The sequence below is a fragment of the Levilactobacillus mulengensis genome (genome assembly GCF_003946045.1).
GTDB classification, from domain to species: domain Bacteria; phylum Bacillota; class Bacilli; order Lactobacillales; family Lactobacillaceae; genus Levilactobacillus; species Levilactobacillus mulengensis.
Window position 1 is genome coordinate 483,390 of record NZ_RHNW01000001.1, and the last position, 23,830, is coordinate 507,219.

The 23,830-nt window shown below is 51.4% G+C and carries 20 protein-coding genes and 1 tRNA gene; 6 read left to right on the forward strand and 15 right to left on the reverse strand.

Going from position 1 to position 23,830, the window contains the following annotated elements; translation table 11 throughout:
- Positions 1-9: 9 nt before the first annotated feature.
- The 10 genes from purF to EKM84_RS02205 all read right to left on the reverse strand — a co-directional run bounded on the left by purF (position 10) and on the right by EKM84_RS02205 (position 9,525).
- Positions 10-1,443 carry an amidophosphoribosyltransferase gene (gene purF, locus EKM84_RS02160; protein WP_125763188.1) on the reverse strand — a complete coding sequence of 478 codons (1,434 nt, stop codon included), beginning with the start codon at positions 1,441-1,443 and terminating at the stop codon, positions 10-12.
- On the reverse strand, positions 1,428-3,647 hold the full coding sequence (gene purL, locus EKM84_RS02165) for a phosphoribosylformylglycinamidine synthase subunit PurL (RefSeq protein ID WP_125763190.1): 2,220 nt from the start codon (positions 3,645-3,647) through the stop codon (positions 1,428-1,430). The genes purF and purL overlap by 16 nt, the downstream gene beginning before the upstream one ends.
- Entirely contained in the window at positions 3,631-4,320 is a 690-nt protein-coding gene (gene purQ, locus EKM84_RS02170) for a phosphoribosylformylglycinamidine synthase subunit PurQ (RefSeq protein ID WP_125763192.1), read from the reverse strand. The genes purL and purQ overlap by 17 nt, the downstream gene beginning before the upstream one ends.
- A 3-nt stretch (positions 4,321-4,323) precedes the next feature.
- Positions 4,324-4,575: a phosphoribosylformylglycinamidine synthase subunit PurS gene (gene purS / locus EKM84_RS02175; RefSeq protein WP_125763194.1), complete on the reverse strand. Its 252-nt coding sequence runs from the start codon at positions 4,573-4,575 to the stop codon at positions 4,324-4,326.
- Positions 4,566-5,306 carry a phosphoribosylaminoimidazolesuccinocarboxamide synthase gene (purC, locus tag EKM84_RS02180; protein ID WP_125763196.1) on the reverse strand — a complete coding sequence of 247 codons (741 nt, stop codon included), beginning with the start codon at positions 5,304-5,306 and terminating at the stop codon, positions 4,566-4,568. The genes purS and purC overlap by 10 nt, the downstream gene beginning before the upstream one ends.
- 3 nt (positions 5,307-5,309) lie before the next feature.
- Positions 5,310-6,440 (reverse strand): 5-(carboxyamino)imidazole ribonucleotide synthase, encoded by a 1,131-nt coding sequence (purK, locus tag EKM84_RS02185; protein WP_125763198.1) that lies wholly within the window; start codon positions 6,438-6,440, stop codon positions 5,310-5,312.
- On the reverse strand, positions 6,424-6,906 hold the full coding sequence (gene purE, locus EKM84_RS02190; RefSeq protein ID WP_125763200.1) for a 5-(carboxyamino)imidazole ribonucleotide mutase: 483 nt from the start codon (positions 6,904-6,906) through the stop codon (positions 6,424-6,426). The genes purK and purE overlap by 17 nt, the downstream gene beginning before the upstream one ends.
- Positions 6,907-7,146: 240 nt before the next feature.
- Positions 7,147-8,838, reverse strand: coding sequence for an arginine--tRNA ligase (argS, locus tag EKM84_RS02195; protein WP_125763202.1), 1,692 nt, complete (start codon positions 8,836-8,838; stop codon positions 7,147-7,149).
- 307 nt (positions 8,839-9,145) lie between these two features.
- Positions 9,146-9,216, reverse strand: a tRNA-Gly gene (locus EKM84_RS02200).
- 78 nt (positions 9,217-9,294) lie between these two features.
- A complete protein-coding gene (locus tag EKM84_RS02205) occupies positions 9,295-9,525 on the reverse strand; it encodes a DUF2187 domain-containing protein (protein ID WP_125763204.1) in 231 nt (76 codons plus the stop codon).
- Positions 9,526-9,910: 385 nt separating this feature from the next.
- Between EKM84_RS02205 and EKM84_RS02210 the strand changes: the two genes are divergently transcribed.
- From EKM84_RS02210 to EKM84_RS02225, 4 genes are all read left to right on the forward strand, one after another.
- Positions 9,911-11,164, forward strand: a complete 1,254-nt coding sequence (locus EKM84_RS02210; protein ID WP_125763206.1) for a peptidoglycan recognition protein family protein — start codon at positions 9,911-9,913, stop codon at positions 11,162-11,164.
- A gap of 58 nt (positions 11,165-11,222) precedes the next feature.
- On the forward strand, positions 11,223-11,753 hold the full coding sequence (locus EKM84_RS02215) for a dihydrofolate reductase family protein (RefSeq protein ID WP_125763208.1): 531 nt from the start codon (positions 11,223-11,225) through the stop codon (positions 11,751-11,753).
- A 62-nt stretch (positions 11,754-11,815) separates the two neighbouring features.
- Entirely contained in the window at positions 11,816-12,157 is a 342-nt protein-coding gene (locus tag EKM84_RS02220; RefSeq protein ID WP_125763210.1) for a YisL family protein, read from the forward strand.
- A gap of 116 nt (positions 12,158-12,273) precedes the next feature.
- Positions 12,274-13,290 (forward strand): zinc-dependent alcohol dehydrogenase, encoded by a 1,017-nt coding sequence (locus tag EKM84_RS02225; protein ID WP_125763212.1) that lies wholly within the window; start codon positions 12,274-12,276, stop codon positions 13,288-13,290.
- A gap of 75 nt (positions 13,291-13,365) precedes the next feature.
- Here EKM84_RS02225 and EKM84_RS02230 read toward each other — a convergent pair whose 3' ends face one another.
- The 4 genes from EKM84_RS02230 to EKM84_RS02245 all read right to left on the reverse strand — a co-directional run bounded on the left by EKM84_RS02230 (position 13,366) and on the right by EKM84_RS02245 (position 18,604).
- A complete protein-coding gene (locus EKM84_RS02230; protein ID WP_125763214.1) occupies positions 13,366-14,076 on the reverse strand; it encodes an aspartate/glutamate racemase family protein in 711 nt (236 codons plus the stop codon).
- A gap of 5 nt (positions 14,077-14,081) precedes the next feature.
- On the reverse strand, positions 14,082-15,338 hold the full coding sequence (locus EKM84_RS02235) for a carboxylate--amine ligase (protein ID WP_125763216.1): 1,257 nt from the start codon (positions 15,336-15,338) through the stop codon (positions 14,082-14,084).
- 538 nt (positions 15,339-15,876) lie between these two features.
- On the reverse strand, positions 15,877-17,760 hold the full coding sequence (gene asnB, locus EKM84_RS02240; RefSeq protein ID WP_125763218.1) for an asparagine synthase (glutamine-hydrolyzing): 1,884 nt from the start codon (positions 17,758-17,760) through the stop codon (positions 15,877-15,879).
- A gap of 145 nt (positions 17,761-17,905) precedes the next feature.
- The gene (locus tag EKM84_RS02245; protein WP_125763220.1) at positions 17,906-18,604 is read right to left on the reverse strand and encodes a Crp/Fnr family transcriptional regulator; all 699 of its coding nucleotides are present in this window, start codon (positions 18,602-18,604) and stop codon (positions 17,906-17,908) included.
- Between the two features lie 929 nt (positions 18,605-19,533).
- Between EKM84_RS02245 and EKM84_RS02250 the strand changes: the two genes are divergently transcribed.
- Both EKM84_RS02250 and EKM84_RS02255 read left to right on the forward strand, forming a co-directional pair.
- On the forward strand, positions 19,534-20,943 hold the full coding sequence (locus EKM84_RS02250) for a C69 family dipeptidase (RefSeq protein WP_125763222.1): 1,410 nt from the start codon (positions 19,534-19,536) through the stop codon (positions 20,941-20,943).
- Positions 20,944-21,011: 68 nt separating this feature from the next.
- Positions 21,012-21,248, forward strand: coding sequence for a hypothetical protein (locus EKM84_RS02255; protein ID WP_125763224.1), 237 nt, complete (start codon positions 21,012-21,014; stop codon positions 21,246-21,248).
- 52 nt (positions 21,249-21,300) lie between these two features.
- Here the strand turns inward: EKM84_RS02255 and EKM84_RS02260 are convergent, their stop codons facing one another.
- Positions 21,301-23,805, reverse strand: a complete 2,505-nt coding sequence (locus EKM84_RS02260) for an ATP-binding cassette domain-containing protein (protein WP_125763226.1) — start codon at positions 23,803-23,805, stop codon at positions 21,301-21,303.
- Between the last annotated feature and the right edge of the window lie 25 nt (positions 23,806-23,830).

Genomic DNA, 23,830 nt, shown 5'->3' on the forward strand with positions numbered 1-23,830 from the left:
GTTTCCTCCCTACTTCTTTAGCCACTGCATTTCTTCGTCAAATTCAGCCTGATAATCGTACAACGGCGTCGGATAGTCCCCATTGAAATAGGCCATACACAGCCCACCATACGGGTCATCCACGTCCAGACCAACTGAATCGATCACCCCTTGCTCGCTCAAGAATCCCAGTGAATCCGCTCCAAACGAGGTACACATTTCAGGAATTGTTTTCTGGGCGGCGACTAATTCCTTGGTGGTCTGAATATCAATCCCGTAGAAACAAGGGAAGCGTAGCGGCGGTGATGCAATCCGCAAGTGCACGGCACTAGCCCCCGCATCCTTTAATAACTTCACAATTCGCCGACAAGTGGTCCCACGAACAATTGAGTCGTCAATTAAAACCACCCGTTTTCCAGCTACCACGCCTCGAACAGCGGACAACTTCATTCGGACCCCTTGTTCTCGCAATGCTTGAGTCGGCTGAATGAAGGTTCGTGAGGAATACTGGTTCTTGATCAGCCCCATTTCATACGGTAGCCCACTGGCTTCGGCGTACCCGGTTGCGGCTGACAGCGAGGAATTAGGCACCCCCACCACAATATCCGCGTCAACTGGTTGCTCCTTAGCCAGCTGAATGCCCATTCGCTTCCGAGCTGAATGCACGTTAACGCCATAAATATTGGAATCTGGTCGGGCAAAGTAAATGAATTCCATTGAACAAATGGCTAAATTTCCTGCCGCCGTGTAATGATCGACAGTCAGTCCCTGATCATCGATCGTTAGGAGCTCACCGGGATGGACATCCTGGATAAACTTGGCACCAACAGCATCCAGCGCGCACGTCTCGCTACAAACCACGTAGCCCCCAGTGGGCAATTGACCAACGACCAGTGGCCGTAAGCCATTTGGATCTAACGCCGCAAACAGCCGATCATTCGTTAATAACAGGTACGCGAAGCCCCCGTGAACCTGACGCAGCGCTTCCTTTAACTGGCCAGTCAGGGTTGGTGATTGGCTTCGGCGAACCAGATGCATGAGAATTTCACTATCCGAGCTGGCATGAAAGATGGCTCCGGCGGCCTCTAACCGGTGCCGTAACGTCTTGGCATTGGTTAAGTTACCATTGTGGGCTAAGGCAAACTGGGCGTCACTGAAATTAAATTCTAGTGGCTGGATATTTTCAATGCCGTGGTTGCCGGCAGTAGCGTACCGCACATGGCCAACCGCAGCCGTTCCAGTCAGCCGCTCCAAGCGTCGCGGTTCCCGAAAGACATCGGCTAACAAACCTAATCCCCGCTCTGACTGGAGCTGGCCATCATTATTCGCGGTAATTCCAGCCCCTTCTTGCCCCCGATGCTGCAGTGCATGCAAGCCAAAGTAGGTGAGCTTGGCCGCATCCGGTGAGCCCCAGACGCCAAAGACGCCGCACTCTTCGTTCAGGCCTTTTATTTCAACAGACACGGTAACGCTCCTTCCCATAGTTTTTTCGCTTCGCTGACGGGCAAATCAAAAGCCTGATCAGCGGTTTTGACCCATAGCCGGTCCTCTGCTGTCGTGACTCCCAGATAAGTAATTGTCTCTTGCATCAGTGCTTCAAACGCGGCCTGATATTCCGGCGTTACCGAAACGACAAAGCGTGATTGCGTTTCCGCAAAGAACTGAACGGCTGGCAGTTGACTGGTCAATGTCACCCCTAAGTCGCCGCCAAAACATGATTCAGCAATCGTGGTAATCAGTCCCCCTTCAGAGACATCATGGGCACTGGCAACTAGCCCCGCTTGGATGGCTTCTAGAACGAGCTTTTGATGACGATGCTCCGTCGCCAGGTCAAAGTCAAACAGATTGCCGCTGACTTGGCCCGTCAACATCTTCTGGCACTCACTTCCATTAAAGTCGGCATGCGTCGCACCCACCACGTAAACCTTATCGCCAGCTTGCTTGAAGTCTTGCGTTGTCACGTCACGTAAATGCTTAATCAACCCGACCATCCCAATCATTGGGGTCGGATAAATTGGTTCACCATTCGACTCATTGTTCAACGACACATTTCCCGAAATGACTGGCGTGTTAAATAACTGGCAGGCGCGACTGATTCCTTGAGCAGCTTCATCTAAGTCATAAAATTGTTCGGGCTTTTCCGGATTACCAAAGTTTAAGCAGTCCGTGACTCCCAGGGGTAAGCCCCCCGAAGCAACGATATTTCTAGCGGCCTCCGCCACGGCCATCTCACCACCAACGCGCGGGTTGAGGTGGAGGTAACGCCCATTCACATCCGTCGTCATTGCCAGCGCCTTATCCGTTTGCCGAATCCGAATCACCCCGGCATCCGAGCCCGGCCGGACAACTGTGTTGGTCTGCACCTGTGAGTCATACGTTTCAAATAGTGACCGCTTGGAAGCAATCGTCGGCTGTTGCAGGAGCTGTTTCAGCGTTGCCGTCACATCTGAAATCGTTGGCACAAACTGGGTAGTCACCTGTTGGTCCAGTCGCTGGGGACGGCGCTTTTCTCGTTGATAGACCGGTGCCTGCGTTGCCAACGCATCTACTGGCACATCGGCCTCCAGCACCCCGTGATGGACCAACTGGTACTGATGTCCCGGGACGACTTCACCGATGACCACTGCATCTAACCCGTATTTATCAAAAACTTCACGAATTTCTGCCGCCGAACCCTGCTTAATACATAACAGCATCCGTTCTTGTGATTCTGACAACATTAACTCGAACGCGGTCATGTCTGCTTCACGTTGGGGCACTAAGTCCAAATTGAGTTTAAGGCCACTTCCCGCTTTGGATGCCATTTCGGCTGAAGAAGAAACCAAGCCAGCCGCACCCATGTCCTGAATCCCGACCAGGCTGTCACGATGCTCGTGGATCACTTCTAGACAGGCATCCATCAACAGTTTTTCCATGAATGGATCACCAACTTGAACCGCCGAACGCTGCGTTTCCTTTGCATCGTTAAATTCTGCCGATGCAAAGGAAGCACCGTTGATGCCATCTCGACCGGTCTTGGCACCAACATAAATGATTTGATTGCCGACTCCGGTTGCCTGACCCTTCTGCATGTCTGCATGATTTAGGAGGCCAATGCACATGGCGTTCACCAACGGATTTTTCTGGTAACACGCATCAAATGCCATATCCCCACCAATCGTGGGAATTCCAATACAGTTGCCGTAACCCCCGATGCCGGCCACGACTTGTGAAATCAAATAGGTTGTCGCCGAATCCGTGGGCTCACCAAAGCGCAGGCTATCGAGCAAAGCAACTGGCTTGGCCCCCATGGAGAAGATATCGCGGATGATGCCACCCACGCCGGTTGCGGCACCCTCATAGGGTTCCACTGCCGACGGATGATTATGGCTCTCCGCCTTAAAGACCACGGCCTGACCGTCACCAATATCAATGATGCCAGCCCCTTCGCCCGGGCCTGCCAAGACGTGATCACCCTGGGTCCAAAACTTTTTCAGCACTGGCTTAGAGTTCTTGTAGGAACAATGCTCACTCCACATCCCCGAGAAAAGACCGACTTCAGTATAATTGGGCAACCGATGGAGGACTTGTTCACAAATGAGGCGGTACTCATCAGCCGTGAGACCTAGTTGCTGGTAGGCTTGCGTATCCCGGATAGCTTCCGGCGTTAATTTAGCGGTTTTCAACATGCGCATCCCCCTGTACGTGATTCATCAGCAATGAGTCGAAAATCCCTAACCCATCAACGGAACCCAGAATCGTTTCGACTGCCCGCTCCGGATGAGGCATCATCCCCAGCACGTTGCCGCGCCGGTTCACAATCCCCGCAATGTTTGCCACACTACCATTGGGATTATCAACGTATTCAAAGACAATCTGATTGTGTGCTTTTAGTTCAGCCAACGTGGCGTCATCACAATAATAATTTCCTTCGCCGTGTGCAATCGGTAATTTGATGTCCTGATGACGGGCATAGGCGGTGGTGAATCGGGTGTCGGTGTTGCTGACATGGAGGGCACTGACCTGACAAATAAACTTGGATGATTCATTTGCCTGTAAGGCACCTGGCAGTAGCCCTGCCTCCGTTAAAATTTGAAAGCCGTTGCAGATACCCATGACCGGCTTGCCGGAATTGGCAAAGGCCTTCACCGCCGTCATCACTGGCGCAAAGCGGGCAATCGCCCCACTACGCAGGTAATCCCCGTATGAAAAGCCGCCAGGCAGAATGACCGCATCATAGCCGCTCAAATCGGTGGTGGTCGCGGGCACTAAATCGGCCGGCGTGTGTAGACAATCACGCAGGGCATTCAATAAATCATAATCGCAATTAGAACCCGGAAAAACGGGGATGGCAAACTTCATGGCTTAAGCCTCCAACTCTGTGATTTCGTAACGATAAGTTTCCATGTTCACGTTAGCCAGTAAGCGGTCGCACATCTCATCGACTTGTTCGGCTAACGATTTTTCTCCGGCGGTCAATTTAATTTCAAAGTATTTTCCCAAAGTAACGGCCGCCACATTTTCATAATCTAGCCGATGAAGTGCGTCCTTGATGGCTTCACCCTTCGGATCTAGAATCGATGGTTTATACGTCACGTAGACCTTTGCTAAATACATGGCTTTTCCTCCTCTACCGCTGCCAATCGATCGAGCACTTCTGTGTAAACCTCGGTCAAGTCTCCGGAGCTCTTGCGAAAGACATCTTTATCCAATGACTCATGGGTTGCTTGATCAACCAGTCGGCAGCTATCCGGTGAAATTTCATCAGCCAATAAAACTGTGCCATCTGTCGTTAAGCCAAATTCAATTTTAAAATCGACTAGCTGGACCTGCATGGCTCCAAAGATTTGTTGTAACCGTTGATTGACCAATTGGGCTTGTCGGCGCATTTCAGCCAACGTCTCTGCGGTAGCCACGTTTAAGGCCAAAATTTGAGAGTCGTTGATAAATGGATCATCTAGCTGGTCGCTCTTGTAGAAGAATTCCATGACCGGCTCTTCAAAGGGAGTCAGATGTGGCACACCAAATTTTCGTTCAAAGCTCCCCGACGCAGCGTTCCGCACCACTGTTTCCAAAGGAATCATGGTTACTCGGCGAACCAGCTGAACGTATGCCGACTGCTGCGTGATAAAGTGATTGGCAATCCCATGCTTTGCCAAGTCCTGAAAGATCAGACTAGCAATCCGATTATTGAGTAACCCCTTTTGTGCAATGGCGACTTTGCGCTTGCCATTTAAGGCCGTTGCTTGATCTAAATACTCTACCCACAACACTTCTGGATTGTTCGTTTCGTACATAGCCTTAGCTTTCCCCGTGTAAATTAGACCTTGCTTGGTAATCTCTGTCATCGGTTATTGTTCCCCTTTCAACGCCGCTACAGCTGCCAAGGCAGCCTGCGTATCCGCATTCAAAACTGTTACGTGCCCCATCTTCCGCTGCGCTTTAATTTCTGCCTTACCGTAATCGTGAAAATGCCACTCCGGATGTTGGCTGAGCAAGTCGCGTGCCACCTGCAGGTCTGCCCCCAGCAGGTTGCGCATGACCGCTGGAGTCGCCTGCGTAATCTGGGGAATCGGCAACCCACAAATACTACGAATGTGGGCCTCAAACTGTGAAATATTGCACGCCTCAATGCTGTAATGCCCCGAATTGTGCGGTCGTGGTGCTAATTCATTCACTAAGAGCTCGCCATCAGGTAAGACAAAGAATTCAATCCCCAAGACCCCACGTAAATGTAAGGCTGTAGCAATCTTCGTAGCCAGCACTTGTGCACGCTGATGCACGGCCGGCGCAACCTGAGCTGGTGCAATCGTGGTGTGCAAAATATGGTTTTGATGGCGATTCTCAACCAGTGGAAAGGCCACCACGTTTCCCGCCACATCACGGGTCACCATCATCGCCACTTCTAGTTTGAAATCTTGCCGGCGCTCTAGGATACAAGGTCGTTGGCACAGCTCACGACTGGTTGCCGACAATTCTGGTTGGTTGATATCAACCTGGCCATGCCCGTCGTAGCCGCCCTCCAACGTTTTCAGAATGGCCGGCGTCCCCAGCTGGTCAACCGCCGTTTCTAATGCTGCCGTCCCCTGAACCGCCGCAAACGGCGTGACCGGAATCCCTTGACTATGTAAAAACTGTTTTTCTGCAAGACGATTCCGGGTTAGCCGCAGAAGATCCGTCCCCTGTGGGAGTCGAGTCAGCGATTGTACGGCATCTAAAGCTGCGACATCAACGTTTTCAAACTCGTAGGTCAGCACATCACTTCGTTGGGCCAATTGTTCCAGAGCGGCGGTCTCTTGATAGTCCGCAACGATTTGAAAATCGGCGACCTGCCCCGCTGGGGACTGGGGTGTCGGGTCTAGGATCCCCACGTGATAACCCATGGCCTTGGCACTCAGCGCTAACATTTGGCCCAGCTGTCCGCCACCCACGATACCGATCGTTGCTGGCGGTAAGATTGGCGTCTCAGAATTGTTGTTCACTACGTTCTGCCTCCTGCCGCTGACGTTGTCGAAAGTCTTGGACCCGCGCTTGAATTCGCTGATCCTGTAAGCCCAAAATTTGTGCTGCCAATAGCGCCGCGTTCTTGGCCCCAGCTGCCCCAATTGCCATAGTGGCCACCGAGACGCCGGCTGGCATTTGGACAATGGACAGGAGCGAATCCATGCCGTTCAGCGCGTGCGACTGCATGGGCACGCCAATGACTGGGAGCATCGTATTAGCCGCGAGCATCCCCGGTAAGTGAGCTGCCCCACCAGCCCCGGCAATGATGACCTGCAGCCCCCGGTTCAGCGCCTGTTGTCCGTAGTCTTGCAGGACATCCGGCATTCGGTGCGCTGAAATGATGCGCCGCTCGTAGTCAACGCCTAGGGTCATCAATTGCTGCGCTGCTAACTGCATCGTGGGCCAATCCGAGATAGACCCCATGACTAAACCAACCTGCACCATGTTTATTCCTCCCGCTAGTCTATTTATTCGCTAAGTTTAGCAATTCACCACCCGACTGTCAACCAAAAGACTAACAATTAGTCGATATAATTATTTTAATATTCGTTTTTAGTAGAACTATATTGTTGATGTATTCATTTTACGTTTAAAATATTTAGTAATCGCGAACATAATGAAAATCAGCGTCAAATTTTTCCATAAAAAAAGACGCCCGCAGGCATCTCTTTTGAACACAATTCATTACATTTCGTCAGGTGCTTGAACCCCTAACAGACGTAAGCTTTCCTTCAAGACCGTTGACACTGCCTTGACCAAAGCCAAACGGGCTGGCAAGCCGGCATCGTCCGCTAAAATCTTGGAGTGGGCGTAGTACTTGTTGAAGGTCTTGGCTAAACGAATCGCGTATTTAGCAATCACGGATGGTTCTAACTCATCGCAAGCCATCTTGACCATAGCTGGGAAGTCTGCCAAGGTCTTGATCGTATCCCAGGCTTCTGGATCAGAAACTTGGTTACCATCGGCCTTAACGGCGACGTCACCGGCCTTACGTAAGATACTTTCGGCCCGTACCCGTGAGTACTGAACGTAAGGACCCGTTTCGCCTTCGAACTTCAATTGATCAGCGAGCACGAAGTCAATGTTGTTGGTCCGTTCGTTCTTCAAATCACCGAAGACGATGGCTCCAACCCCGACCTGCTTGGCAACCTCTTCCTTGTTAGCCAAGTTAGGGTTCTTTTCGTTGATTTCTTCACCGGCCAGCTTAACAGATTCTTCGAGAACCTTGTCCAGCAAGATGATCCGACCAGAACGGGTGGAAAGTTTCTTCCCATCAACGGTGATCAGCCCAAATGGCACGTGTTGGACGTCATCAGCGGATGGCACGCCCATTTCCTGTAAGACGGCCTTCAACTGCTTGAAGTAGTAGGTTTGTTCGGAACCCACCACGTACAAGTTCTTGGCTGGCTTGTAAGTCCGGTCACGGTACAGGGCCGTCGCAATATCCCGGGTGATGTACAGTGACGCGCCATCACTCTTCAGGATCAAGGCTGGGTTCAAGTCGTGCTTGCTCAAGTCAACCACTTGGGCACCTTGAGATTCAACCAGTAAATGCTTGTCCTTCAAAATTTGAACAACTTCGGCCAGCTTATCGTTGTAGAAGGCTTCACCATTGTAAGTATCAAAGGTAACCCCTAATTTTTCATAAACGTCGTTGAATTCTTGCAATGACGCCTTCCGGAACCAGTCCCAGAGACGGTGGGCTTCGGGATCGCCATTTTCAAGCTTTCTGAACCATTCACGGGCCTCATCGTCCAGTTCAGGCTTGTCAACGTCTTCCTTATGGAAGCGAACGTAGTATTCAACCAGCTTGTTGATAGGATCCTTCTTAACATCCTCTTCGTTCCCCCACAGCTTGTAGGCCGTGATGAGCTTCCCGAATTGCGTTCCCCAGTCACCCAAGTGATTGTCTTTGATTGGGTTGTAGCCGTTCTTCGTCAAAATTTCAGCGATAGAGTTCCCAATCACCGTTGACCGCAAGTGACCCATGGACATTGGCTTAGCAATGTTAGGTGAGGACATATCGATTGGCACGTTGCCGCCGTTCCCGTCGTCATTTTGCCCATAGCTGGCACCAGCCGTTAAGACCGTGTTCAACGTTTCTTCACTATAAGCGCTCTTATCAAAGAAGAAGTTCAGGTAAGGACCCACGACTTCAACCTTTTCAAAGCCCGTCTTATCTAGCTTGTCCGCCAAATCCTGGGCAATTTGTTGGGGTGCTTGGTGCAACAACTTAGCCAAGGTAAAGGTTGGGAACGCCATGTCCCCTTTGTCTGACGTCTTAGGACGTTCCAGCTTAGCCGCAATATCTTCTGCGGATAATTGGCCGTCCAGCGCGGTAGCTAAGGCATTGGTAACTGTTTGTTTGTAATCCATACTAGTTCCTCCTCGTATTCTTCTCAAAATCATCGTCAGTCTCAGGCGCTTCACGGGATAAAAAAAGTCCCCTACAAAATAAATTGTAAGAGACGAGAATGACCCGCGGTACCACTCTGATTGACTTTAAAGTCCACTTTAAAATTCTGTTTAAATGACACCAATTGCTCCGTTCCGTTAGGGTCCTTGTCCGGCTCGCAGCACTCCGGACTCGCTGAAAAGGATTTCCACAACGTACTATTTCAATGGCGATAAATGCCTTCGAATAATAAGAAAGACGACCAAGACTGGCCGCCCAACATTCGAAAGCGGGTGACGGGAATCGGACCCGCGACGCAAGCTTGGGAAGCTTGAATTTTACCACTAAACTACACCCGCACAACACAAATGAGTATAGCATATCATTTGTGAGTTGTCATCGTTTTTTGCAAATAAATTCAAAAAAGTTTTGAAAAACTAATTTTCATCCGCACTGTTTCCGGTAATTTTAGCAGCAGACTTCCGCACAACAGCGCGGTTGTTCATGTCGCCAACGGCAGTTTTGTCGGCAGGATCGTAGTCCCGAATCTCAACTAAAACTGAATTATCATACACTTTGGTAACTTCCCCAGTGAAATCGTGTTCCAGAGGACCAAATTTTTTCGCCGCAACGTAATCGCCAATCTTAATCTCTGTAGTCTCAGCCATTGTTCGTCGCTCCTTTCGTATGCAAAGTAATATTATAGCCATGTTTCAGCGGTGAAGCAAGTAAAGTTCCCTCCCAGACTTCATGATTCCCCCTAGTGCCACCGTTTACGCCCGCTTTCTCGTGGCTTGCAATCTAATTGTAAGGTGATTGAAACAAAATGAGAAAGCCGAACCTTACTTGCTGTTTAGTAATTATATCCGTCAAAACGCGAACGTACATTTCTATTTTAACTTCAATATCATTTTTAACTGCAAATTACCGAACAACGGGATATTTCGGCGAATTCCGAAACCATACTCAAATTGGTCTAAATAAGTTATAATCTAGTCGTTGTGTTAGTTCGTTTTTATTCAATAGGAAATTTTCATAGGAGGAGAAGACATTATGAAGAAATGGCAACGTTGGGCGGTTCGGGGAATCGCTCTCACGGCGGGCTGTTTAGGCCTTTTCTGGTCAACAACGGCCAGCGCCAATGCAATTAATACTTATATTGCCAATCAGCAATATGCAACACCCAAAATCACGAAGAATATCTGGCCGACTTTTCCTAAGAATAGCTACCGGAATGGGAAGCCTGAAGGGGTCGTGGTCCATGAAACGGCCAACCCCAACTCGACGATTTACGGTGAAATTTCTTATATGAAGAATAATTATCAATCAGCTTTCGTCCACACCTTCGTGGATGCTAGCAGTATCATCAACATCGCCAACACGAATTACTTATGCTGGGGAGCCGGTCCCATTGCCAACGCCCGCTACGTCCAATTCGAACAAGTTGAAGTCCACAGCAAGGCAGCCTTCGCGTCTGAATTGAACAATGCCGCCTACTACACGGCTTATATCCTTAACCAGTACGGCCTATCACCAAAGCGTAACGTGACGGTTCTCTCCCACCATGATGTGTCCAACAACCTTGGTGGCACGAACCATACCGACCCCGATGGTTACTGGAAAGCCAATGCCAGCGCCTACTTCGGCACGACTTACACCATGAATGACTTCATGACGCTGGTCAATACCCAATACGCCAATCTCGGTGGCACGACCACGGACAGTACGGATACGACCGATACAACCGACACCTCGACGGACCATACCGTGACAACGCCTAAGAAGACGGTTAAATACAACCACGGTGGCAACAATGAAACGGCTACCCTGGCTAGCAACTACACCAAGTGGACCGTTTACAATCACGTCAAGGGTACGAGCGGTGCCTACAAGATCGGTTGGGGTCGCCTGAGTGCGGACCACCGTGGCGCGAAGGTCTACGTGGACTCTCGCGGTGTGAAGAAAGGCGGTTGGAGTGGCACCTGGTACCGGATTCGCTTTGGTAAGAATTCAACAGCCAAATACTGGGTCTACAGTAAAGTGCTGAACTTCCCCAAGGTCACCTACAGTGACGCCAGCGGGACCTACACCCTGAACACCGACACCAACTACAAGCTGACGAATCACGTGTTAAACTCAAATTACCTGTCTAAGACGACGGCGCACACGCAGGACTTCCCAGCTGGCACCAAGGTCAAAGTGAACAAGTCCGGTCTTAAGACCAGCGACGGTTCGACCTGGTACCGCATCACCTTAAACGATAAAGCTTACTGGATTCCAGCAGCCGGCTTGAACGGCAACGCTTAAAACTACCTAAGGCGCGGAACGCATTTGTTCCGCGCCTTTTTTGAAAGGATTCTTTCCGATGAATAAAATTATTTTCTACGGCGCCACCTCCCTCGACGGCTACCTGGCCACCCCCGAGGACAAGATCGACTGGCTCACCCAACTACCCGGCATTCCCACCGATGCCGGCGTCCAGGTCCTTTCCAAAATGACCAGTGCCATCATGGGTCGCGTTACCTACGATTTTGTGGCTAAAATGGCGCCTGACGCCCCGTTTAACCCTGCCAACCCACGGATGCACAATTACGTTTTAACGCGGGAGAACCGGCAGAATTTGCCATTAACGACGTTCACCGATAGTGACGTGGTCACCCTTGCTCGCCAACTCAAGCAAACGGACGGTAGCGTCTGGATTGTGGGCGGTTCCAGCGTTTTGACTCCCTTACTGGCCGCCGACCTCGTCGATGAACTCTACTTACAGCTTGCCCCTATCGTGTTAGGCCAGGGCAAGCGCCTGTGGGGAGAACTCGCGGCGCCACACCAATTCACCTTGACGCAGGCCCACACCCTTGGACCATTGGCCGAATTGGTCTATCGACGCAGAAATTAGTAACGCTTGACCGCGTGAGTATGGTACGCTTAATTTAGTTTTTACGCGAAGGAGCGGTCGGTATGTGGTTAGGCCTACATTTTTGGACCTGGATAGTTTTAACAATTTTAGTTGTCGGTGGCTTGACCCGCCATTCAGAAAAGCGGGCCACGCAGTTTTTGATTCTGGCGCGGATCGCGTATTTAGTCATGATCATCAGCGGGGTCGTCTTAAGCATTCGGACCTTTAGTCACGCGCCCCTGCTCATTAGCCTGAAGTTTCTGCTGGGTATCGGCACGATTGCCCTCATCGAAATCAGTTTCGGCCGGAAGATGGAGCGCAACACGCCTCACTTGGTCTACTGGATCTTAGGTGTGGTCGCCCTCACAACGATTGCCCTGGGACTCACGCTGGGCCTTCACTGAATTTAAACAGTAATGGACGGACCTGGCCGATTGGCTGGGTCCTTTTTTGCGGTTGTTTGCTTTTTCTACTAGCTCCTTTTAAAATAAAGGCAAGTACATGTGAATGAGTGAACGATATGCAAGGTGTTATCTATAATGGTATTCACGATATCGCGGTTAAGGACTTACCCATGCCCCATCCGACTGCAAATGATATCGTCATCAAGGTTATGCGTAACGGTATTTGTGGCTCAGACCTCCACGCCTACAATTTGGGCGGCGATGAAATTGGGATTCTCAAGGGTGGTGCCTTAGGTCACGAATTTGTCGGCATTGTCACCAAGGTCGGCGCAAACGTGACTGGCATTCAAGTCGATGACCACGTCTTCATCAATCCCAGTCGCGCTAAGGGTTCCACTAGCCAGCTGGCCATGGCTGGTGGGCTCTCCCAATTCAATCTGATTCAGGATGCCGTCCTTGATCAAAATGTCTTTCTTTTGCCACAATCACTGTCGTTTGACCGGGCAGTCGTGATTGAACCCTACGCCGTCGGTATCCACGGCAAAAATATCGCGCATCCCCAAACCAATCAAAGCTTTTGCATCTTTGGTGCCGGACCAGTCGGCTTAGCAAGTGCTTCTGGCCTGCTGCGTCAAGGCATGACCCGGGTCGTTGTTGTCGATATTGACGACCAACGCTTAGCCTTCGCCAAAAAGTTAGGAGCTAACGTCATTAATTCTGCCAAAACCAACTTATCCGCCGCTCTGAAAAAACTTTTTGGCACCGGGACCGGTCTTATGGGCGATGAACGGATTGGCGTAGACACTTACATCGATTGTGTCGGGCTTCCCAGCTTCATGACCGACTTCATCGACCAAGCCAAGTTCGGCGCAAAATTTGTCGTAGTCGCGTTGGGTGCGAAACCGGTCACCTTCAAGCCACAGTTCCTGGCCATGAATGAAATCAGCCTAATTGGCTCGGCCATCTATACCGCCGTCGATATCAAGGAAGCCATTGCCAATGTCACCCAGACTGACAACCACTTCCCTGAAATCGTCTCCGCTCACTACCCACTTGCCGAGAGCGAAGCCGCGTTTGAACGGGCAAACACTGATAAGACGGCACTCAAGGTCGTCATTGACGTCAACGCTTAAATCATTTCACTAAAAAAGGAATCACTCACCCTCCATACGGAGAAGCTGAGTGATTCCTTTTCAACTTGCTTAATCTTAGTTGCGTAGCTTGGACAAGGCCATCTCAATCGTCCGGTCAACCAAAACGGATTGGCTGTCGACGATTGGGTACGTCTTTTCCGGTTCGCGTTCCTGAGCCAAGGATAATTCCGTGCAACCCAGGATCACGACATCGGCGTGTTGGTCTTCAATCATTTCGCGAACAATGCGGTGGAATAAATCGGCATCCACGTCATTATTTTGCTTAATGTGGTCGTAGATCAGCGTCATCGTTTCCGCTTCGATTTCCGGCGTTGGCAACACGGGCGTCAACCCGGCTGCTCTAACCTCATCTTCGTAAACCTTATCGGTGATGGTTCCCTGCGTCCCAGTAATCCCAATGCGCTTGGCATTCGGGTACTTACGCTTAATCTCATTCACCGTTTCCCACGGCATGTGTAGGATGGGAACATCGGTTGCCGCCTGCAGGTCATCATAAAAGTAATGCGCCGTGTTACATGGCAACGTGAAAAAGGCTGGGCCCAGTTGACTCTGCTGGCGAATATCGTCTAGCAGACTGGGTAACGGATTGGGCTGACTGTGATCTAAAATGTAAGCCGTCCGATCCGGTACCGTCGCGTGGTTGACCAAAATATAATTCAAATAATCTTGATCGGCGTGGGCGGGCGTCCGAGCATTTAACAAATGAAGATAACTCTCGGTTGCCATGGTCCCCATACCGCCAATAATCGTAAAGAATTTTTTCATGGTGGTTACCCCTTATTTTCTGCGAAATACTTCTTAAAGTTAACCGTGTAGTTGTGTTGCATCCATTGAATCAACGCCCAGCGCTTCAGGTTCATGTCCTCGTCGTAACGGTAGGTCGTGCCGTACTTGCCCGCTGCAATCAGCTTCAACGCACGGTCCTTGTCGGCATTTTCCCGGGTGTACTGCTTGAAGACCTTGACCGGCACACCTAACCAGAGCGCATGTTGGCTTTCGTCCTTGTTGCCGTACACCGTTGGGGCATCCGCTAAGCTGTCCTGAACGTAATCCTTGACCACCCAATCGGCCAAGTTATAGCCGTTTAAGGTGACGAAGAAACTGCTCCGGCCCTGCCGCAAGTTGATTTCAAACAGCTTGAAGGATTGGTCCCGCACGTCATACTTCATATCAAAGTTGGCGTAACCGGTGAACTCAATGGCCTCCAGGAACTTCTGGATATTGTGGTAAATCGTTTCGTTATATTCCGGAATGATGGCCACGTAATTCCCAATCGCGGATGGCGCTGGGTCTTCCAGTAAGGGGTGACCCAGACACATCATCTTAACGTGATGGTTGCGGTCCACGTAGGCGTTCAACACCCGCATGTTACTGTCATCCCCGGGCACAAAGTCCTGTAAAATCAGGTCGGATTGGTACCCGTTGGCGTAAATCTTTTGTAAAATATCGCGGAATTCTGCCTCGGACTGAATCCGAAAAGCCTTCTTCCGTCCTTCAAAGTGGACGTCTAACCATTCCACACTGTTGGCAGGCTTCAGGGCTACCGGGTAGTCAAAGGGTTGTTCGACGGGTTCTGCCGCCGTGGCGTCTGCCTTGGTGATGATCCGCGTTGCGGGGTATGGCAAGCCATACTGGTCACAAACCTTGTAGAAGTTTTCCTTGTTGTTCAGATGCCGCAGCTTATCGTAATCGATATATGGGCAAATGAATACGTCTTCCAGTTCGTCCTTGTGCTTACTGATCAGTTCCGCGTAACCATCCCCACACCCAATCAAAATCACGGGTTCTGGATGATCCGCGTAACGTTCCTTCAGCTTCCGCATGGTTTCAATCCAAACGGGGTCCTCATCAAATCCTGGAATCAATTCCAGGTTGACGACTTTGGTGTAGCGGGTCGGTGCCAACTGAATGCTGGCAAAGGCCTGAACGGGTTCATGGTACAGCTGATAAAACGACCGGGCCATCCCGTATACGTTAAAATCGCTCCCTAACAGAACGGGCGTGAATTTTGCTCCATTGGTTTCCATAACAAATTAAAGTCCCTTCACAACGTACTTATATCTCTCATTAAATGTTCAACTATTTATTTTATTTATCGCACAATTTCTGGCAATAATTATTTCAGCCAGCACGGGTGTTCACAATTACTGCCATGAACACCCGTGTTACAGGCGATGTCCGGTCCGCAACCCGTGTCAGTCGGAGGGCTGGTAAAAACGGACCAAGCGTGGTCAGTCTCAGTGACCAGAGGCGGATCAAGGTGACCAGCTGTGTCGATGGTCTTAGCTGAGGTTTCTCACTCAGCTTAGACCATGGGACAACCTTTGAGACCGTTTTTCAGGCTCAAAGTTGAGGTGGAAGCCCGCCCTTCGGCTGGAACCGACCCCACAGCAGGGCGCCTTGAATCCGCCGCCGGGAACGGAAACTGCCCACAGCGTTCTGGTCCATTTTCACCAGTCGTTGGACCGGAAAAAAGCTAAGTAAACACAATCAAGGTTGTTAGCGGACGAGTCCAATAGCAACCTTGATCGTTATCGGCCAGCCAAACAGCTATGCCGTTTTAAATTAAATTTGCGTGCGGCGAACCAGGTCCACCGTCTTAGCCGTCGTATCTTCTGGGAAGTAAACTTCATACCATAAGATAAACGTGTAGATGGTAAAGATCTTTTGCATGCTGGACTTACCGTTGATGTGCTCGTGCAAGATATCCATCAGGGCGTCCGTGTTAAAGAACTTGTGGGCCACGTCGGAGTTAAATGCTTCGATGATCCGTGACTTGTAAGGTTCCGTCTTGATCCAGGTGGCGATTGGAGATGGGAAGCCCATCTTTTCCTTCTTAGCCACCCGTTCTGGCAATTCAGCCTCGGCAGCGGCCCGCAGAGAAACCTTGGTTTCATCCGCGTGAATCCGTGTCTTCACTGGCATGGTTGCGGCAAACTTCGCAACTTCCTTATCAACCAATGGCGTCCGCACTTCAAGTGAGTTCGCCATACTCATCCGGTCAGCCTTGTGCAGAATGTCATAAGGTAACCAGGTGTTGATATCAAAGTATTGCATCTGCGTCATTTCATCCAGGCCCTTAACGTCATCGAAAAAGTGCTTGGTGTAAGCCCCAGCATCTTGGTTCAGACTTGGGTTCTTCAGAATCTTGTTGCGGTCATGGTAATCGAAGACGTAGTTGACCCGGTAGTAGCGTTCGCTCAATGGCTGCGCACCACGGACCAGGAACCGCCGACCATGGAACCGAGGGAATTTTTCAGCGATACCACCCAGCATCTTCCGAATGCCCTTAGGTACCCACTTCTGGTAACGTTCGAATGGAATAGCTTCCAAGTAAGTGTTGTAGCCACCGAAGAATTCGTCGGCCCCTTCACCAGACAGCGCCACCTTAACGGATTCACGCGTCCCCTTGGACAGGTAGTATAGTTGCATCGCAGATGGGTTGGACAACGGTTCATCCATGTAGTACATAATTGTTGGCAAAATGTCAAAGTAATCGTCACCGGTCATGTAGAGTGGCGTGTTCTTTTGCTTGATTTCCTTGGCAAATTCAGTCGACCAGCTCAATTCACTGTACTTAGAGTTCTTGAATCCTAAGGAGAAGGATTGGATTGGCTTTAATTTAGAAGCTTCGTTCAACACGTAGGAAGAATCAATCCCACTGGACAGGAAGCTCCCAACCTCAACGTCGGCGATCATGTGGGTCTTGACGGATTCATCAACGATCCCGCGAATCTTCTTGGCATCTTCTTCAACCGTCTGACTGTTGTCGATGTGATCGTAGTTGAACTTGTAGTAACGGTGCGTTTCCGTCTCGCCATTGGCATGGTGAATGAAGTATTGACCAGGCAAGACCTTGTAAACATTCTTAAACATCGTGTCCCGTGATGGGATAAATTCAAAACTCAAATGAATCGGTAAGAGGGCTTCGTTGAATTCCTTCTTGAAGTTCGGGTGTTCGAGAAACGCCTTAATTTCAGAGGCCCACAGGAAGGTCTCACCATCATCGTAGTAGTACATTGGCTTGATACCAAAGTGGTCCCGTGCGCCAAAGACTTCGTTCTTCGTCTTGTCGTAAATGGCGAAGGCGTACATCCCACGCAGGCGGTCCAACAGCTTCGGACCCCAAGCATCGTACCCGTGGATCAAGACTTCTGAATCCACGTCAGTTTGGAATTCGTAACCCAACTTTTGTAAGTCGGCCCGAATTTCTTGATAGTTATAAATTTCACCGTTAAAGGTCAAAACCTTGGTTTGATCCCGGTTATACATGGGTTGTTTACCATGGGCTAAGTCGATGATCGACAGCCGGCGGAAACCCATCACGGCTTGTTCGTCGTGGAAGAAAGCCTCGTCATCCGGCCCCCGGTGCTTAATCCGATCTGCCATACTGTTGATGGTATTAGTCGGAACATCTTTTTGATTCACATAGCCAACGAATCCACACATGTGCGTATCCCCTTTTTCCTTTATTCTTATCGCCTAATTTAGTCGTTCATTAAAATTAAATGAAACACAACACCCATCATTTTAGCAAATTTATTTCGGGAATACCATAATATTAAGGATTCTTAATGGATAGCTAAAACTCCGGTTACTCTGGCGCCACTTCAGCCAATTGATCCGTGTTGATCACTTTGACTTGTCGACGACCGATCGTCTCAATCACACCGTCCTTGACCAGCTGTCGTAGCTTGCGGCTCAAGGACTCTGGCGTCATGCCCAGGTAAGCGGCCAGGTCTTGCTTGCTCATCGGTAAGTCAATGACCCCGGACTGGTGCCCACTGATTTCCTGTAAATACCCGGCTAACCGTGGCAGCGCGTCCGGAATAGCCAGCAAGGTTGCCTGTCGTTCCGCCGTTTTCAGCCGATCCGCCAGTGCCCCCAGCAAGGCCATGGACAGCGGCGGCATCTGCTTGATCAACGCCGTCAGAGAGGCTCGCGAAATGGTACATAGCTCGCTGTCCTTGGTGGCTTCGGCGTACGAACTGTGAATTTCATCCGTAAACAGCGCAATTTCACCAATAAAGTCGCCCGGATTCAGTACCCGTAAGACCTGTTCACGCCCGTCTTCGCCCAAATGGTACAGCCGTACCTGACCCACGTTGACGATGTACAGGGTTTGTGAAACTTCTCCCGTGCTAAACACCGTCCCGCCCTTTTTGGCGATGACGGGTCGGGTAACCTGAGCCACCGACGTCAGTTGATCCGCCGACAAGCGCTGAAAAATGGGCACCTGGGAAACACATTCCAGTTCTTGTTCGATTGATTCATGATGATGTTCATGTACCATTTCGGCATCTCCTTAATTTTTTCGATTGGTCTAGTGAGAAATGGTGGGTTGATTCCGTTCCCGACGGCGGGCTTCAAGGTGCCCTGCTGTGGGGAACGACTCCGGCCTGTGGAACGGTCCTCCGCCTCGCCTTGAAACTTCGCCAAAACCGCGAGTTTCCAAGGTCGTCCCGTGCTCTAACCTGAGAAAATCACTCAGCTAAGACCACCGACACAGCTGGTCACCTTGGCCCGCCTCTGGTCACTGACATTGACCACCGTTTTTCACTAGACCAATGCCACTCCGTCTGATCTGGAATGGCACCACACTTTACATGCCGCATTCTTACTAATTCTCACAATTACAAATTACTGAAAGTCACTGATACCGTAACCCCACTGTGCGTTACCTGCAAATCTGGTGAGACTGAGTCGTCAAGGACGGACTGCCCAACCATTCCACTACCACCTACCAATAACCGCTGATGATCTGTTTGATAATGGACTTAACCAGTGTCAGCCGCAGGGATGGGAAAACTGGGTCCCGCTAGGTCGTTGTTAGTGACCAGAGGCAGATCAAAGTGACCGGCTGTGTCGGTGGTCTTGGCTGGAGTTCTTTTCCAGCCTAGTCCACGGGGCGACTTTTGAGACCGCTTTTCGGCTCAAAATCGAGGTGGAAGCCCGTCCTTTGGCTGTAACCGACCCCATAGCCGGGCACTTTGAATCTGCCGCCGGGAACGAAAACCACCGCGACCAGACCCAGTTTTCACCAGCCCGGAGGCGCCAGACAACGACCAAGTTAAGTCCATTCTATCAAACTATTAGCGGTTACCGGTGGCTGACGCCTCACTCTTGGCGAAATGCCCCATCCCTTTCACAATGATAGCGGTTTATCCCGCGCCACGCGTGTGTTATAGTGTGCTTAACGACATTCTATGAGGAGGAATTATTATGAACCGTCATACCCATCAGGCTTGCACCTCGTTTTTAGCCGGCAAACTTGCTACTTTAGATGGTAGCACACTGATTGCCCGTAACGAAGATAACTTCGTGGCCATTTGGCCAAAACGGGCCGTCATCCACCCTGCTAATGAAAAACGTGACCGTCACTTTGTCTCGAAGGGCAATGCGTTTACCACAACGCTGCCCGAGCAGGCTTACCACTACACGGCCATGCCCGACAATGACCCTAGCGAAGGCTACTTTGAGGAGAGCGGCATCAACGACCAGAACGTGGCCATGAGCGCGACTGAAAGCGCCTATACCAATAGCCGCGTCTTGGGCATTGATCCACTGGTCACGGACGGTATCGCCGAGGACGCTATGTTAACGGTCGTTCTGCCTTACGTCGACTCCGCACAGGCCGGTATTCAACGGCTGGGCCAACTGGTCACGGAAAATGGGGCCGCCGAAACCAACGGGGTCCTCTTCAGTGACGCCGAAGAGGTTTGGTACATGGAAATCGTCAGTGGGCATCACTGGGTCGCCCAGCGCATCCCCGATGACGCCTACGCCGTGGTTGCCAACCAATTGGCCATCGAGGACGTCGACTTCATTGATACTAAGGACTTCTTGACCTCCCCGGATATCCGTCAGTTTGTTCAGGAAAATCGCTTGAACCCCGACGGCAATCGCTTCAACTCCCGCCACATTTTCGGTACCCAAACAATTGACGACGCGCACTACAACACACCACGGGTCTGGTACGGCCACAAGCTGTTCACCCCGAGCGCCCTGGAGAATCCTAGCAGCCAAGACCTGCCATTCATCCGGCACGCCGAACGTAAAATTAGTGTCGGGGCCGTTGAACAATTCTTGGGTTCCCACTACCAAGAAACCCCGTTCGATCCGTTGGGCACCGGTAGCGAAGAGGCCAAGCACCAGTTCCGGGCGGTCGGCCTGTCACGGACCCAGAACTCACATATTCTGCAAATTCGTCGCAACGTGGCGCCCGTCCTGGCCGGCGTCGTTTGGCAGTGCCTCGGCAATCCCGCCTTCAGTCCCTACCTGCCCTTCTATGCACAGGGTGATCAAGTGGGTCTGGCATACGGCGAGGACAACGCCGCTTACAATGGACAGAACCCTTACTGGGCCAACAAGTTGCTCGACGTTTTGAGCGAGGAACACTACCACCAGAACCGGAAACTGCTTGCCAATTTCCTCAATGAAACGCAGGCGGCCGGCTACCAACGCTTACATTTAGGCGACCAACAAGCCACCGTTTCCGCTGCTTCTCTCGGCCAGTTCAACGCCGAGACGGCCGACGCCTTGGCCCAAGCCATTCAAATCCAGACGGGCAAATTAGTTCAGGCCAACGCCGACCTTTCCGCCCTGACCTTTACCATGGATGCCGGCCTGTAAATTGGTATCGTTTTCAAGAGGAATGCGCTATAATGAAATTAGCAGCTAGCCTCGAAAGGAATGATTAGATGGATGAAGTAGTCCTTTTCAACCCAGGAGATTCAATTGGTAATTTTCACGATTATCACGAAGCCGTGCAAACGGCCCAGATTTACCAGGAACGGCATGATGAGTCCGGTCACGTCCTGGTCGTCAAGAGCGAACACGGGGAGCCATCGTTCGATATCTTTTTGGCGGAACAACAGTTGACCGATCGCACAGAACCGTCAACGACCAAACGTTACACCGTTTCCAAAAAACTTTAATTTGCTAAATAAGCGCATCGCCAAAATTTCTGGCGATGCGCTTTTTTGCGGTCTATTTTTTAAATAAGTTTAATTGGTCCTTTAAATATTTACCGGTGACACTTTCCGTGGCTTGACTGACCGCTGTAGGCGTGCCGGTTGCGACCAAGTGGCCCCCGTTGATGCCGCCACCGGGCCCCATGTCAATCACGTAGTCCGCGTTGGCGATCAGGTCCAAGTCATGTTCAATCGCAATCACCGTGGCCCCTTGCTGAAGCAACTGGTCAAAGACCTTAACCAATTGTTGGATATCCAGCGGGTGCAGGCCGACCGTGGGTTCATCGAAGATAAACAGCGTCCCAGTCTGGCGTTTGCCGATTCGTGAGACCAGCTTCAAGCGCTGCGCCTCGCCGCCGGACAACGCTGGCGTACTCTCCCCTAACAGGAGGTAGCCCAGTCCCATATCATGTAGCGTCTGCAGGGTTTGTTCAATTCCGCTCTCCTCCGCAAAGATCGGTAACGCCTCATCGACGGACAGGTCCAGCACGTCGGCAATACTATAGCCATTCCAGGTCACGGCTAACGTTTCTGGATTGTAGCGTTGCCCGTGGCACTGGGGACAAATCTCCGTGATATCTGGCAAATATTGGACGTCGAGGGAAATCTGACCGGTCCCGTTACACGTGGGGCAGGCCCCCGCCTTGACGTTATACGAGAAACGACTGTTGGTATAGCCCTGGTTCTTCGCCGCCGAGGTCGCCGCAAACAGCTTACGTAACCGGTGCAAAATATCGGTATACGTGGCCACCGTCGACCGGACATTCTTGCCAACCGGGACGGAATCCACCTTGACCACGTGACGAATGCCAGCACGGTCCAACTGGGTGACGTGCTTGGGCAACGTGCGATGGGCCACATTCGCCTCGATGGCGGGAATCAGACTGTCGAGCACCAGCGTCGTCTTGCCGGCCCCACTCATCCCCGTGACCGTGGTCAAGCGGTTTTTCGGGAATTTCACGGCAACATCGTCAATGTTGAAACGGTGCTGCACCTCGAGACTCAGACTGCCCTTTTGCCAGAGTGCCTGGTCATCGAGCTGTGGCCGTTCGCGCAGTTGGGCGGTCCCGTTCAAAAATGGTGCAATCAGTGATTGCTGACTGTGGGCCACCTCGGCCACGGTCCCCTGGTCAACGACGGTCCCGCCCGTTTTGCCGGCACCGGGGCCAATTTCAATCACGTAATCGGCCGCGCCAATGATTCGGGTATCATGGTCGACCACGACCACGGAATTGCCCTGCGCCACCAAGCCCCGGAAGGCTTTGATCAATCCGGTGACGTTGGCGGGATGCAACCCCACGGAGGGTTCGTCCAACACGTAGAGCACGCCCGTGGTGGCACTTCGTAGCGTGCGCCCCAGCTGAATCCGTTGGAGTTCCCCGGTCGACAAGGTAGCGCCGGGACGACTTAGCGTGAGGTAATCCAAACCCAGATCCACCATTGGTTGGAGACTCAACAGTAATTCGTCGACCAAATTCTGGCCGATGCCTCGCATCTTAGCGGGTAGCCAGTTCACAATGGTCCCGGCAAACTGCCGCAGCTCATTGACGGGCAGGTCACACACTTCCGCGATATTCTTGCCGACTAATTTCTGCTTTAATAGTGCCGGGTTCAAGCGAGTACCATGACAGGTTGGGCAGGTATCGAACGTGTAAAATTTGTTTAATTTGGTAATCGTCCGTTCATTCTTGCTGGTGGCCATGCTGTCCTCCACTGCGGCAAAGGCGTTTTCGTAAACGGCCTTATCCATGTGGAAGATTTTCCCCTTGCTGCTGGGGATGTCGATGGCCACGAACTGCTTCTTTCCATGGAGCACGCGCTGTTTATCCGCGTCACTCAGGTCCTTGTAAGGAACGTCGATGGGAATACCGATGGCGTTGGCCACGATGGGCATGAAGTTCCGGCCGGGCAGGTGCCAGGAAGCCACGGCCCCTTCCTGAAGCGTCTGATCCTCGTTGCCAATAATCAGGGACGCGTCCAGTTGCCGGACCTCGCCCAGCCCATCACAGGTGGGACAAGCCCCACCTGAGTTAAACGCAAAGTCTTCTGCGCCGGGCGCCCGGAATGTGACGCCACAGGTCGGGCAGGTCACGTAACCATCATTTTCCGCGACAGCTAGCGTCGACGGCACCTGATGCCCGTTGGGACAAACCGGTGACCCCAGCCGAGAAAAGACTAGTCGTAAAATGTTGAGACTCTCAGACATGGTGCCAACGGTCGAGCGGGCCCCGGGCACCTGCGGCCGTTGACGTAACGCTAAGGCTGAAGGTAGGTACTCGACGGATTCGACTGCGGCCTTCCCCATCTGGTTGATGCGCCGCCGTGTAAAGGTCGAGAGCGCATTTAGGTAGCGCCGGGCCCCTTCTGCGTAGAGCACACCCATCGCCAGTGACGACTTGCCGGACCCACTCCGCCCGGTGATAGCAACGAATTGGTTTAAGGGGATGTCGACGTCCAGGTCCTTGAGATTGTTGACCTTGGCGCCGCGGACCTTGATGTGTGTGGGTAAATTAGTTGGCATGGAAAACTCCTTTCTGAAAATGGAC